Consider the following 13,950-nt stretch of genomic DNA (forward strand, 5'->3'; position numbering starts at 1 on the left):
GCGCAAGCATGAAGGCTGCGATCGTGCGGGTGGTCTGGGCCTTGCTGGCCCTGGCCGTCAGCGCTTCGCTGCTGTCAAACAGGGTCCCCGACCGGGAGTGGGTGCCGTTTGGCGACCAGTCGGCGCACCTGCTGGCCACCATGAGCCTGTGGAACGACCAAGACCTGCGTTTCGATGCAGGGGATCTGCATCGGTTCGATGCGCAGTTTCCCCAGGCGGGTGGCCCCCGCGGCGCCTATTTCAAGCAGGTGGGCGAGCAGCGGTTCTACTTCGCCAAGCCGGTGCTGTACGCCGTGTTGGCTGCCCCGCTGTATGGGCTGCTTGGAACCGCCGGTTTCATTGTCCTCAACCTCGTGGCGCTGGGGATCCTGGTCTTTGTGACGGTCCGCTGTGCGACCCCGGTGTTTGGATCGCTGGCGGGGCAACTGTTGGCCGCGGGACTGTTCCTGATCGGGCCTGCGGTGGTCTGGGCCGGGGTCATCCATCCGGACCTGTTCGCAGCGGCGCTGCTGGCCATGGGCAGCTTCATCGTCTTGCGGCCTGGAGTGGCCTGGCGGCTATGCCTGGGCGGATTGCTGCTGGGCATGGCGTTCTACGAGCGCCCGCCGCTGCTGGCGGTGTTCCCCTTCTTGCTGTTCGTCGCCGCCCCAGTGCTTGGGCGCCGGCTCGGTTGGGCACTGCTCGGTGCTTCGATCGGATGGGCCGGGCCGTCCTTTGTCAACCTCTTGCAGGACGCTCACCTGCTGGCGTACCAGGGCAACCGATTCGGCGTCTGGGCCCGGCCCTTTCCATTCGAGGCCGGTTGGGTATTGCCGACGGGGCGCGACTACAACCACATCTTCGACCTGCGCCACCTGTGGGGGGCCGTTCGGACGAACTGGCCGTTGTTGCCGGAGAAGCTGCTGGACTTCCTGATTGGGCGCCAAACAGGAATCCTGCTCTACTTCCCCGTGGCCCTGCTGTTTCTCGCGACAGCGTTGTGGCGCGGAAACCGGGCAGCGCGATTGTTGTGCGCCGGGGTGGGGGTCTACTGGCTGCTCAACACCCTCGCTTTCCCCACCAACGGCTTCGGCGGTGCGCAGAGCTACGGTTCGCGCTACCTGCTGCAGGTCATTCCGGTGTTGATCGTGGCGTTGCTGTTCGTGCGGCGCGAACCGTCAGGGCAGACCGGGCCGTGGCGCCATTGGCCGGTGATCGGTGCGCTGGGCCTTGCTGCTCTGTTCCAGCACGGAACCCTGCCGCCTTCGGCGGCGCTCGTGGCCCGGCCTGCCATGTTTTTGACGCAGGCGCCTGCGATATGGTTTCCCCTGGAAACCTCGCTGCTGCCGTACATGCCGATCGACAGTCCCGGGTTTGAGCTGCGCCCCGACCGCACGACCACCAGCCTCTACCGGATCGAGGGTTTCGAGCAAGGGTTGATGCCGCTGCAGGCGGCCGTGAACCATGCGCAGTTCACGGTGTTCCAGCACGACAGCCGCGATCCGCTGCCAGAGTTGTCGCTGGTGTCCTCCGTCGATGCTGCGGGGGCCCTGATGCACGCGGGCCTTCCGGTCTGGCAGGGCGCCCTCCGTGCGGGAGTGCCGACGCCTGTTCGGGTGCCGTCGCATGAGCTGTCCCGGCATGCGTTCGACATGATCAGCAACGCGCCCCTGCGCTGGGGAACGTTCGCGGTGGAGTTGCGGACCGCCAGCTTCGGGCCCACAGCTTTGGCCGAGATTGTGTTTGCCGCGCCGAAGAGCGCAGCCCGGACCCCGTGGGCCCAGGACATTGCACCCACCCAGTTTGGCGAGTCCGGCGTCGCCTCCCGCTTCGGCTGGGGTTCGCCAGAACCCTGGGGCGTGTGGACGCTGGGGCACTACGCAGAACTGGCGCTGGAGCCAGCGTCGGCTGAGCAGCCCATGGACCTGGTGCTGGAAGCCACAGCCTTTGTTCCCCCCGGGGCGCCCGCGCAGTCCTTTGATGTGTCGGTCAACGGAGGCAAGGCTGTAGCGTGGCGATTTTCGAACAGCGATGTGCAACGCCTGCGGATGGCGGTGCCCCCGCTGGGGCCGACCGGCGTGCTGCGGGTGGGCATCGCCGTCCGGCAGCCACGCTCTCCGAGTGCCCACGGGGCCGGGCCTGATGAACGACTGCTGGGTCTTGGCTTGCGGAGCTTGCGCCTGGAACCCGCGACCGGAACACCCCCATGAAGCTCAGTTTCGTGATCCCCGCCCACAACGAAGAGTCCAGCCTCGCACCGCTGGTGGAGCAGATCCGCGTCGCGGTGCAGGGTTGCTCCGGGGTGGAGTCGCTGGAGGTGCTGCTGGTCGACGACGGGAGCCGCGACAGCACCTGGAAGGTCATCCGGGCCCTCGCCTTGAGCGATCCCGCCACTGTCCGGGGCATCCGCCTGCGGCGCAACTTTGGCAAAGCCCAGGCACTGGCGGCCGGTTTCGAGGCCTGCAGTGGAGAGGTGGTGTTCACGCTGGACGCTGACCTGCAGGACGATCCACGCGAGATCCCCCGTTTCCTGGCCAAACTGCATGAGGGCCATGATCTGGTGTCGGGCTGGAAGCAGAACCGGCAGGACCCGGCGTCCCGGCTGCTGCTGTCCACCGTCTTCAACCACATCACGGCCCGCATGACCGGTGTGCCGCTGCACGATTTCAACTGTGGGTTCAAGTGCTACCGGCGCGAGGTGGTGGAGTCCCTGCGGTTGTACGGCGAGCTGCACCGCTACATCCCGGTGCTGGCCCACGACCTGGGGTTTCGCGTGACCGAGATCCCTGTGGTGCATCACCCCCGGCGCCACGGCTCGTCCCGATACGGCTGGGAGCGCTGTGCGCGAGGCTCACTGGACCTGTTGACCGTGCTGTCGACGACCCGCTGGCTGCACAAGCCTGGTCACCTGTTCGGTGGTCTGGGCCTGTTGCTGGGACTGATCGGGTCGGTCGTGCTGGCCTATCTCGCCGGGCTCTGGCTGCTCGGCCACGGACCCATCGGCGGACGTCCGCTGCTGCTGTTCGGCATGCTGGCGGTCATCGTGGGCGTGCACCTGCTGTCGCTGGGCGTCGTGGTGGAGTTTTTCGTGAAGTTCAACCAGCCGACGGACCAGCGCCGCTTCATTGCCGAGCGCGTCGGCGGGGCTCCAGGGGACTCTGTCGCATGAAAGAAGCCGCCTACCTGCGCTATGTGAACGAGGCCAGTGGCTGGCTGCACGAGGGCCGCCGTGCGCTGATCGACCGTGTGCTGGGCTTTCACCTGCCGCCGCTGGACCGCGAGCGCGAGATTCTCGAACTGGGAGCCGGCGTCGGCCAGAACATCCCGACCCTGGCGCGCCATGGCGTGGTCGATGCTCTGGAGATTGATCCCCTGGGACTGGCGGTGCTGCGCCAGCGCGCCGACCTGCGGACGCTGCTCGACCAGCCGATTCCCTGCGCCCTGGGCCAGCGCTACGACCTGATCTGTGCATTCGACGTCATCGAGCACCTCGAGGACGACCGGGGCGCACTGCGCTGGATCGCGGACCACCTGAATCCAGGCGGTCTGTTCCTGGCGACCGTGCCCGCCCATCCCTGGTTCTTCAGCCGGCACGACGTCGCGGTCGGGCACTACCGGCGTTACACGGCCGCTTCGTTCCAGGCCATCGTGCCCGATGGGCTCGAATGGCTGTCCGGCAGCCACTTCAACACCCGTCTGTTTCCGGTCGCGGTCGCGGCACGTGCGCTGTGGGTGGCCAAGCACCGGCTGCTCCGCACGCCGCCCGAGGACAAGCAGGGCGTGCCAGGGCAGGGCATGGTGGGTCGACTGCTCTCCGCGGTGTTTCTTGACGAGGTCGCCGGCTTCACGCCGCAGACCCGCCGCAGCTTCGGGCTGTCCTACTACGCCTGCCTTCGCCGGAAGGGGTCGGCCGGGGCCCCGAACCTATAATCCTCTGTTGCCCTGCGCTCGGGTGCGCAGGACGTTTCCATCAGGCTCGACGGCCGGCCCGACAGGGCTTCTGAACACAGGAACGTGGTGATTTCTCATACCGCCTGGTCTGCCCGGGCGCCCGCCAGACAGGCGGACTGGCCAATCGGCGTGCCCGCCGGTCTGCAGGCCATGGTGGCCATCCGCCCCGACCTCATGCACCTCGATCTCGGCCGGGTGCAGGACCGCATCGTCCTGTTCGCGTGGTGGGAGCGGCAACTGCACCAGGAATACCACCAGATCGAGTGGTCCCTGAGCGACGCGGACCGCGTGTTCCTTCGGTCCTACGCCGTGTCCCGCTTTGTCGACGAGGGCGGGTGCGGTCTCTCGTATGTGCTCAAGGGCAACTGGCCGACCGCGGTGGCGCTGATGCCCGAATGGCGCGACCAGTACCTGTCGTTCGTGCTGGATGAAAAGTCACTCACCACCGAACTGCCACCGCCACTGCGGCTGATCTGGAATGACCGCCAGGACCTGCAGGGCGCGTATCCCATCGACACGACCGAAGGCCGTTTTGCGCTGCTGGGCTGGTGGCGCAAGTTTGGACAACAGGAATACACCCGGGTGCGCTGGTCGGTGGATCCGGCCCTGCGCGAGGTGCAGCCGCACGGTGACGGACGCTGGCCGATGCCGCGCTTCCTGTCGCTCATCCTGGATGGCCGGCGCGACCTGGCGCCCGATCTGTACGCGCCAGTGTCCGACGGCAACTGGGTCAACGCGCTGTTGTGGTGGCACCTCTACGGCGCCGGCGAGTTCGACATCGACGCGTGGGCGCTGGACCGGCAGGTGTCGCTGCGCCGGTTGATGCACCGGCGCGTGACCGAGTTCGAGGCGAACCGGCCGAGTTACACGCCGTGTGTCGACATTCGTCTGCCATATCCGCTCTATCTGGTCTGGAGCACGCGCAGCGACCTGCCGACGCTGTTCGACATCAAGACCCCCGAAGGAAGCCGTGCGCTGCTGGCCTGGTGGGAGCAGAACCGGCAGGCCGAGTACGGCAGCTTTCCGCAGCTGTTCGACGATCCGGACCAGGAACTGCCGGGGATGAACATCCTGGGCTATGCCCAGAGCGTGATCGGCATCGCCGAAGACGTGCGCATGGCCGCCCGCTCGGCCGAAATCGCCGGCGTCCCATTCGGTGTGATCGACGTGCCCATGCCCGGCCCCGCCAAGCTGGACCACACGCTGGACGACCGACTCACGCAGCGAGCCCGCTGGCCGCTGTCTCTCGTCTGCCTGCCGCCGACGGAAATCATTCGCCTGGGCATGGAAGGCGGGCGGCAACTGCTCGACAGCGGCAACCACATCGTCGGCGCCTGGCACTGGGAACTGCCGGTGTGGCCGGAGCACCTGATGGGGGTGATTGGCTCGGTGGACGAAATCTGGGTCTTCAGCGAGTTCGTGCGCGCCGCTTTCCACGGCAAGACCGACAAGCCGGTGCGCAAGATGCCGCTGGCGGTCAAGCTGCCCGCCCGGCCCGCGCCCGCCCGCGAACGCTTCGGCCTTGCGCCCAAGCGCTTCCATTTCCTCATCATGTTCGACGGCAATTCGTGGCTGTCCCGCAAGAACCCGATCGCCGCCGTGCGCGCTTTCAAGCAGGCGTTTCCCAGCGATCCCAACGTGGGCCTGGTGATCAAGGCCATCAGCCTGAACCGCCAGTCCGCGGGCTGGCAGGCGGTTGAGCGGGAACTGCAGGGCGATGCGCGCGTGACCGTGATCGACAAGACGCTGGACCGCGTGGAGCTGGTCCAGCTGATGGCGTCGTGCGATGCCTATGTCTCGCTGCACCGCTCCGAAGGCTTCGGCCGCATCATTGCGGAATCGATGCTGCTGGGCCTGCCGACCGTCACCACGGCCTTCTCCGGCAATGCGGATTTCTGCCGCGAAGACACCAGCTTCCTGGTGAACGGGCCGATGGTGCCGCTCACCGCCGACGACTACATCCTGCACGAGGGCCAGTACTGGTGCGACCCGGAAGTGCCGCAGGCGGTGGAGCAGATGCGCCGTGTGGTGGAAGACCGTGCGCTGGCGCGGCGCACCGCCAGCCAGGCCCAGCAACTGATGCAGAACGACTATTCGATCCAGGCAGTGGCCCGGGCCTACGGTCAGCGCCTGCGCGAGCTGCGCGCGACCGGAACGATCTGAACACCCGCCGAGAAACACATGACCGACAACGCGACCCCCCCACTGTTTGCCAAGCCCGAGAAGTATTCTTCGGATCCTCAAGTGCTGATCGAGGAGCTCAAGGCGCGCGACGAGCACCTGCTGGACCTGCTCAACGACTACCAGGAACGCAGCCAGCAGCTCGTGCACGCCTACCAGGCCCTGGCGCGGCAGAACAAGGAAATCCTGGAGCTCAAGGAGCTGGAGAAGGTCTACCTGTCCACCAGCTGGCGCATCACGGCGCCGATGCGTGCGGTGAGCCAGGCGGTGCAGGACCTGCGCCACTCGATCGGTGTGTTCCGCCAGGGCATGCGTTCGGGCCACGGCTTCGGCCGTTCCATGGACGAGGCCCGCCGTGCCGGCAACCGCCACCAGCCCGCGGCGCCACAGGAAGGTGCAGAGACTTCCTCGCTGGAGCAGCGCAACTACCAGACTTGGGTGCGGCTGTACGACACGCCCGATGCGAAGGCAGTCGAAGTCATGCGCGACCAGGTGGCAGCCATGCCTCGGCGCCCGCTGGTATCGGTGGTCATGCCGACCTACAACGCCAACCTTGTCTGGCTGGAAGAGGCAATCGTCTCGGTGCAGAACCAGGTCTATGGCGACTGGGAGCTGTGCATTGCCGACGATGCGTCGACCAGCGCCGAGGTGCGGCCCTTCCTGGAAAAAATGGCCGCTGCGGATGCGCGCGTCAAGGTCGTGTTCCGCCCGACCAACGGCCACATCTCGGCCGCGACCAACAGTGCGCTGGAAGTCGCCACGGGTGAGTGGATCACCTTCCTGGACCACGACGACCTGCTGCCACCGCACGCGCTCTACTACATGGTCAAGGCTGCCGTCGAAAACCCACGGGCGCGGATGATCTATTCGGACGAAGACAAGGTCGACGAACAGGGCCGCCGCCACGACCCGTACTTCAAGTCCGACTGGAACCCGGACCTGTTCTACGCCCACAACCTGGTGACGCACCTGGCCTTCTACCACCGCGAGGTGATGGACCAGGTGGGTGGCCTGCGCGACGCCTACGCCGGCGCGCAGGACTACGACCTGGTGCTGCGCGTGATCGAGAAGATCTCGGCCGACCAGATCGTGCACGTGCCGTTCCTGCTCTACCACTGGCGCGCCCACGCGGCCAGCACGGCCAAGGCCGACCTGACGATCAAGCCCTACGCCATGCTGGCCGGCGAGCGCGCGCTCAACGACCACTTCCGCCGCATCGGCAACGGTGCGCGCGCACAGTTCGTGGGCCACGGCTTCCGGGCCCGCTTCCGCCTGCCGGACGAGCCGCCCATGGCCAGCATCATCATCCCGACGCGCAACGCGCTGAAGCTGGTCGAGGTCTGCATCAAGAGCATCCGCGACATGACACGCTACCGCAACTACGAGGTCATCCTCGTGGACAACGGTTCGGACGATCCGGCGGCACTGGCCTACTTTGCCGAGATCAACAAGCTCGACAACATCCGCGTGATCCGCGACGAGCAGCCGTTCTGCTATTCGGCGATCAACAACCGCGCGGCCGAGCAGGCCAAGGGTGAGATCCTGGTCTTCCTCAACAACGACATCGAAGTCATCAACCCCGAGTGGCTGGACGAGCTGATCAGCCACGCCTGCCGCCCGGGCATCGGTGCCGTGGGTGCGCGCCTGATCTACCCCAACGGCACGATCCAGCACGCCGGCATCGTGCTGGGCATCGGCGGCTGGGCCGGCCATGCGCACAAGTCGTTCTCGTCGCTGGCCCACGGCTACGTCGGCCGCCTCACGCTGCAGAACAATTTCAGCGCGGTGACGGGCGCCTGCCTGGCCGTCCAGAAGAAGTACTTCCTGCAGGTCGGTGGCTTCGACGAAGTCAACCTGCGCGTGGCCTGCAACGACGTGGACCTGTGCCTGAAGTTCACCGAACTTGGCCTGCGCAACCTCTACACGCCATTCGCCTCGCTCTACCACCACGAGTCGGCGACCCGAGGTTTCGAAGACACGCCCGAGAAGAAGGAGCGCTTCGCGAAGGAAGTTGCCTACATGTGGAAGCGCTGGCCCAAGCTGATGGCCTTCGACCCGTACTACAGCCCGAACCTGACGCTGGACGCCGAAGACTTCGGCATTGCCTGGCCACCGCGGACGCGGCATGCCTGGGTGCCAGCCGAAACCGTCAGCGCTGCATAAAGAACGGGGCCCGATGGGCCCCGTTTCAGTTCTGTGCCAGGTGCAACCGGCGGTAGGCGTCGGCCTTGTCCTGAAAGCGCTGGTAGTCGCTGAAGTTGCGGCGCTCATAGAGCATCGGCCCTTCGTGCGGACGCTCAAAGACGCGTGCCGTGCTGACCGGCTGGCGGACCTGGGTGCCGCGGAACAGGTAGTGCAGCACGAAGAAGGGGCCCAGTCCGATCCAGGTCGTGAGCTGGGATTTGTAGCGGGTCAGGTAGCCCAGGTAGCGCAGGCGCTGCCCGAAACCGATGCGGTCGTGCTGCACCGGTCCGTTGGGCGCCAGAGGGCTTAGCGTGCGGAACAGGATGCCCGGCAGGTTGCGCCCGTGGTAGTAGGGGAACTGGCGGGCACGGGGCAGGGCCTGGTGTTCGGCGGCGAGCGCCACGCCCAGCAAGTGCGCGGCGTCGTGGTCCTGGTGACCGCCTTCCCAGGCCGGCATGTGCAGGCTGGCCAGGCCGCCGCCACGGGCGATCAGGTCGTTCAGCCAGCCGTGCAGCGCTTGCAGGTGCGACATCAGGTCGCCGTCGGGTACCCGCATGTCCGACCCCACAAAGTGGATCGCGTCCCGCGGCACGCCGAGATCCCCCAGCACCGACAGGCTTTCCGCCGTGCGGCGCAGTTCGGGCTCACCGCTGCGCGCACCCGAGGTCAGGTAGACCAGGGCCATCGGTTCCCCGGCCTTGAGCAGCCGTTCGATTTCCAGAAGCACCGGAACTTCGTCGTCCTGGTGCGGGAACAGAAAAACGTGCAGGGCCATGTCGGAGCGTTCTGGGTCAGGGTTTGCCGAGGATGATCGGTGCGATCTGTTCGGCGTAGTACTTCACCGCCGGAATCGACAGATGCCCGTAGTCGTAGCTCAGGGGTTCGGTGGACTTCGGCGTCATGCGGGTCAGGCAGCCTTCCTGGTTGCAGAAGTAGTCCATGCCAGAAATGAACTCGATGCCCATGGCCTTGGCGCGCTGCCGCATCTCCGCCGTGGTGGTGCGCACCAGCGGATCGAGGTATTCGTCGCCCAGCCGCAGCGGAATGGTCTTCTTGTCTTTCCAGACCTTGAGCAGCAGTTGCGGCAGGTCTTCCTTCCAGTACGGCACGGCACCCAGCAGGATCACGCGCGGCACGCCCGCCTTCTTGATCTCCGCGACCGTCGCTTCCAGACCGGAGATGTCCGCGTAGCGGCCGTGCACCTTGCCCTCGTGCCACCACGCGTACAGCACGACGACGTCGGGCTTGGTCTCGCGGATCACGCGGATGGTGTCGTCGTTCAGGCTCTTGCACAGCGGGCGTGGTTCGATGCCCAGGATCGGCGGGCAGATCGCGCCGGCGCGCTGTCCGATGCCGAAGCTGTACTTGCCGCTGTCCTGCAAGGCCTTGAATCCCGGGTAGAGCGAACCGGCGTGCGAGTCGCCCCAGAAGAAAATCAGGGGGCGCTTCTTCTCGACGCAGAAAGGCTTGTAGTTGCTCGGTGGCAGGTCGTAGTCCAGCACGCAGTCGCCATCGCGCCAGCCCTCGACGATGGCGGCGCGCCCCCCCTTGGTGGTCAGGTTGGACAGCAGCTCGGGGAAGCGCTCGGGCACGCCATCCTTCTTGAGAATGGCGAAGCCCGTCAGACCCGTCATGGCCACGGTGGCGCACAGGAAGACGGTCATGAAGCGGTGCTTGCGCCACTGCCCGAACCGGATCGGCTTCTCGACGAACTGATAGGTCAGCCAGGACAGCACGACGGCGAGCAACACCCAGCCGATCTGTTCACGGACGCGCGGCATCGAGCCGATGTCGATGTGTGCATAGGACAGCAGCGGCCAGTGCCAGAGGTAGAGGGGGTAGCTGATCAATCCGATCCAGACCATGGGTTTGTTCGACAGCACAAAGCGGTTGAACCAGCCCCGGGGACCGGCCGCGATCAGCAGACAGGTGGCCAGGGTACCAGCGAAGGCCCATCCACCCGGGAAGCGCCGCTCCGGAGTCAGTTTGACCAGAACCACCGCCATCAGCAAGAAGCCCAGTGTCGATAGCCATTGCGCCCGGGTGGTTGATGCCGGCCCCTCGCTGCCGGGAGCAGGGCGGCTGGCTGCCAGGAACGCGCCCATCATCATTTCCCAGAAGCGTCCCAGCGGGTTGTAGAAGGCGGCGTTCAGGTCGTGACGAACCAGCCAGAAATTGAAGGCCAGCGACAGGAGCAGCAGACCCAGGATCCAGATCCGCTTGGCCTGGCCGAAACGGTGCAGCGCGAACAGGATCAGCGGCCAGAAGATGTAGAACTGTTCTTCGATCGCCAGCGACCACAGGTGCAACAGCGGCTTCTCGACCGCGGAGGCGTCGAAGTAACCGGCCTCGGACCAGAACGCGAAGTTGGACAGAAAGAAGCTGCCCGCCATCGTGTGCTTGCCCAGCGCCTGGTATTCGTTGGGCGTCAGCGCGTACCAGCCGAACCCGAGCGTGAAGGCCAGCACCAGGAACAGCGCCGGAAAGATGCGTTTGACCCGCCGCGCGTAGAAGTCGGCGAAGCTGAACTTGCCGCTGGCCAGGTTGTCCAGCAGGATCGAGCTGATCAGGTAGCCCGAGATGACGAAGAAGATGTCGACGCCAATGAAGCCACCATGGATGAATTGCGGGAAGGCGTGGTGGAGCACCACGGCCGACACGGCGATGGCGCGCAGGCCGTCAATGTCGGGGCGGTAGTTGTCCAGGTGGGGTGTTGTCGACATGCGTTCAGGCAGACAAAACAAAAAGCCATGCCCGGGGTGGGCATGGCGTCCGACCGGTGGTGACGGTCACGCTTCTTTCAGAAGCTGCAGGAGGTACTGGCCGTAGCCGTTCTTGGCCAGCGGTTTGGCCAGGGCGCCCAGGCGCTCGGCGTCGATCCACTTGCTGCGGAAGGCGATCTCTTCGGGGCAGGCGACCTTCAGGCCCTGGCGCTTCTCCAGCGTGGCGATGAACTGACCGGCTTCGAGCAGGCTGTCGTGCGTGCCGGTGTCCAGCCAGGCATAGCCGCGGCCCATCACCTCGACCTGCAGTGTGCCCGCTTCCAGATACAGCCGGTTCAGGTCGGTGATCTCCAGTTCGCCGCGCGGCGAAGGCTTGAGGTCCTTGGCCAGGGCTGCGACCTGGTTGTCGTAGAAGTAAAGGCCCGTGACCGCGTAGTTGCTCTTGGGCTGCGCCGGCTTTTCTTCCAGGCTGAGCACCTTGCCAGCGGGGTCGAACTCGGCCACGCCGTAGCGGTGCGGGTCGTTGACGTGGTAGGCGAACACGGTCGCACCATCGGGGCGGGCCGAAGCATTGCCCAGCAGCGATGCGAAGTCGTGGCCGTAGAAGATGTTGTCGCCCAGCACCAGCGAAGACGGGTCGTTGCCGATGAACTGCTCGCCGATGATGAAGGCCTGCGCCAGACCATCGGGGCTGGGCTGCACCGCGTACTGCAGGTTCAGGCCCCACTGGCTGCCGTCCCCCAGCAGCTCGGTAAAGCGCGGTGTGTCCTGCGGCGTCGAGATGATCAGGATATCCCGGATGCCGGCCAGCATCAGCGTGGTCAGCGGGTAATAGATCATCGGCTTGTCGTACACCGGCATGAGCTGCTTGCTCACCGCCTGGGTCACCGGGTAGAGCCGCGTGCCGGAACCGCCGGCGAGGATGATGCCTTTTCTGTTCATGGCGTTCTCAGGATCTGTTGCAGGACATGTCCGAGGCCTTCCTGCCAGTGCGGCAGTTCAAGCCCGAAGGTGGAGCGAAACAGGGTGGTGTCCAGGCGCGAATTCGCCGGACGCCGCGCTGCCGTGGGGTACTGGTCGGAGCCGATGGGGAGCACCTCGTTGGGCGTCACGCGCAGGGCGTGTCCGGTGCGCAGGGCGTAGCCGATCACAAAGCGGGCGTAGTCGCACCAGCTGGTCTCCCCGCTGGCCGTCGCGTGGTACAGGCCGTAGGGGAACGGCTCGGAGCCCGGACGCTGCAGCTGGCGAACCAGGTGCGCCGTCACGTCGGCCATCAGTGCGGCCGAGGTGGGTGCGCCCAATTGGTCGCTGACGACACGCAGTTCATCGCGCTCGGCTGCGAGTCGCAGCATGGTCTTGGCGAAGTTGCTGCCGTGGGCGCCGACCACCCAGCTGGTGCGCAGGATCAGGTGGCGCGCCGTGGCCCGGGCCAGCGCACGCTCGCCGTCAAGCTTGCTGCGGCCATAGGCACCCAGGGGGGCCGTGGCATCGCTCTCGACGTAGGGCGTGGCTTTGCTGCCATCGAACACGTAATCGGTGGAGTAGTGGATGACGCTGGCGCCCAGGCGCTCGGCTTCTTCGCCCAGCACTCCCGGCGCCACGGCGTTGACCGCCATCGCCTGCTGCAGGTCGCTTTCGGCGCGGTCCACCGCGGTGTAGGCGGCAGGGTTGACGATGACCTGCGGCTGCAGCTTGCGCACCAGCGCGCGCAGCGCATCCGCATCGGCAAGGTTGCAGTCGCCCGAGTCGACCGCGTGCACCTGCCCCAGCGGCGCCAGTGCCCGCTGCAATTCGAATCCGACCTGGCCGTTCCTGCCGGTCAGGAGAATCTTCATGCAAGCGCCCCGTACTGCTGGCCGATCCAGTTGCGGTAGTCACCGCTCTGCACACTGGTCACCCAGTCGGCGTTCTCCAGATACCACTGCACGGTCTTGCGGATGCCGGTGTCGAAGGTCTCGGCCGGCTTCCAGCCCAGCTCGCGGTGGATCTTGGTGGCGTCGATCGCGTAGCGGCGGTCGTGGCCGGGACGGTCCTTGACGTAGGTGATCTGCGTCTCGTAACTCTGGCCGTCGGCGCGTGGGCGCAACTCGCCCAGCAGCGCGCAGACCGTCTTGACGATCTCGATGTTGGGCTTCTCGTTCCAGCCGCCCACGTTGTAGGTCTCGCCCACGCGGCCGGCTTCGAGCACGCGGCGGATCGCGCTGCAGTGGTCCTTCACGAACAGCCAGTCGCGCACCTGCATGCCGTCGCCGTACACCGGCAGCGGCTTGCCGGCCAGGGCGTTGACGATCATCAGCGGGATCAGCTTCTCGGGGAAGTGGTACGGGCCGTAGTTGTTGCTGCAGTTGGTGGTCAGCACCGGCAGGCCATAGGTGTGGTGGTAGGCACGCACCAGGTGGTCGCTGGCGGCCTTGGAGGCCGAGTACGGGCTGTTGGGGGTGTAGGGAGTGGTTTCGGTGAAGGGCGCGTCCTTCGGACCCAGCGTGCCGTAGACCTCGTCGGTCGAGACGTGCAGGAAGCGGAAGGATTCCTTGGCTTCTCCTTCGAGCGAGCCCCAGTAGGCGCGCACCGATTCGAGCAGGTGGAAGGTGCCGACCACGTTGGTCTGGATGAAGTCTTCCGGGCCGTGGATCGAGCGGTCGACGTGGCTCTCGGCGGCGAAGTTGACCACCGCGCGCGGGCGGTGTTCGGCGAGCAGTTTGTCCACCAGCGCACGGTCGCCGATGTCGCCCTGCACGAACTGGTGCGCCGGATTGCCCTGCAGGCTCGCCAGGTTCTGCAGATTGCCTGCGTAGGTCAGCTTGTCCAGATTGACCACGGGTTCGCTGGACTGGGCCAGCCAGTCAAGCACGAAATTTGCGCCAATGAAGCCTGCGGCGCCGGTAACCAGAATCATCTTTGCTCCTGCTTGGAATGGTGGGGGGCGCCCGGG

At 66.1% G+C, this 13,950-nt stretch carries 10 protein-coding genes; 5 read left to right on the forward strand and 5 right to left on the reverse strand.

Annotated features, from left to right (window positions below; all coding sequences use genetic code 11):
• Positions 1 to 8 precede the first annotated feature (8 nt).
• The 5 genes from ACLIJ1_RS18805 (at position 9) to ACLIJ1_RS18825 (ending at position 8,274) form a co-directional block, all read left to right on the forward strand.
• On the forward strand, positions 9 to 2,189 hold the full coding sequence (locus ACLIJ1_RS18805; protein ID WP_411367088.1) for a hypothetical protein: 2,181 nt from the start codon (positions 9 to 11) through the stop codon (positions 2,187 to 2,189).
• Positions 2,186 to 3,148, forward strand: coding sequence for a glycosyltransferase family 2 protein (locus ACLIJ1_RS18810; RefSeq protein WP_411367089.1), 963 nt, complete (start codon positions 2,186 to 2,188; stop codon positions 3,146 to 3,148). The genes ACLIJ1_RS18805 and ACLIJ1_RS18810 overlap by 4 nt, the downstream gene beginning before the upstream one ends.
• Positions 3,145 to 3,909: a class I SAM-dependent methyltransferase gene (locus ACLIJ1_RS18815; protein ID WP_411367090.1), complete on the forward strand. Its 765-nt coding sequence runs from the start codon at positions 3,145 to 3,147 to the stop codon at positions 3,907 to 3,909. The genes ACLIJ1_RS18810 and ACLIJ1_RS18815 overlap by 4 nt, the downstream gene beginning before the upstream one ends.
• Positions 3,910 to 3,996: 87 nt before the next feature.
• A complete protein-coding gene (locus ACLIJ1_RS18820) occupies positions 3,997 to 6,093 on the forward strand; it encodes a glycosyltransferase family 4 protein (protein WP_411367091.1) in 2,097 nt (698 codons plus the stop codon).
• An 18-nt stretch (positions 6,094 to 6,111) separates the two neighbouring features.
• Positions 6,112 to 8,274: a glycosyltransferase family 2 protein gene (locus ACLIJ1_RS18825; RefSeq protein ID WP_411367092.1), complete on the forward strand. Its 2,163-nt coding sequence runs from the start codon at positions 6,112 to 6,114 to the stop codon at positions 8,272 to 8,274.
• A gap of 25 nt (positions 8,275 to 8,299) precedes the next feature.
• Here the strand turns inward: ACLIJ1_RS18825 and ACLIJ1_RS18830 are convergent, their stop codons facing one another.
• From ACLIJ1_RS18830 to rfbB, 5 genes are all read right to left on the reverse strand, one after another.
• Positions 8,300 to 9,070 (reverse strand): PIG-L deacetylase family protein, encoded by a 771-nt coding sequence (locus tag ACLIJ1_RS18830; RefSeq protein ID WP_411367093.1) that lies wholly within the window; start codon positions 9,068 to 9,070, stop codon positions 8,300 to 8,302.
• Between the two features lie 16 nt (positions 9,071 to 9,086).
• Positions 9,087 to 11,018, reverse strand: coding sequence for an acyltransferase family protein (locus ACLIJ1_RS18835; RefSeq protein ID WP_411367094.1), 1,932 nt, complete (start codon positions 11,016 to 11,018; stop codon positions 9,087 to 9,089).
• Positions 11,019 to 11,084: 66 nt separating this feature from the next.
• Complete coding sequence (gene rfbA / locus ACLIJ1_RS18840; protein ID WP_411367095.1) at positions 11,085 to 11,960, reverse strand: glucose-1-phosphate thymidylyltransferase RfbA; 876 nt, start codon at positions 11,958 to 11,960, stop codon at positions 11,085 to 11,087.
• Positions 11,957 to 12,853, reverse strand: a complete 897-nt coding sequence (gene rfbD / locus ACLIJ1_RS18845; protein ID WP_411367096.1) for a dTDP-4-dehydrorhamnose reductase — start codon at positions 12,851 to 12,853, stop codon at positions 11,957 to 11,959. The genes rfbA and rfbD overlap by 4 nt, the downstream gene beginning before the upstream one ends.
• Positions 12,850 to 13,914 (reverse strand): dTDP-glucose 4,6-dehydratase, encoded by a 1,065-nt coding sequence (rfbB, locus tag ACLIJ1_RS18850; protein ID WP_411367097.1) that lies wholly within the window; start codon positions 13,912 to 13,914, stop codon positions 12,850 to 12,852. The genes rfbD and rfbB overlap by 4 nt, the downstream gene beginning before the upstream one ends.
• Positions 13,915 to 13,950 lie beyond the last annotated feature (36 nt).

The organism is Hydrogenophaga sp. RWCD_12 (assembly GCF_046604225.1).
Taxonomy (GTDB): domain Bacteria; phylum Pseudomonadota; class Gammaproteobacteria; order Burkholderiales; family Burkholderiaceae_C; genus Hydrogenophaga.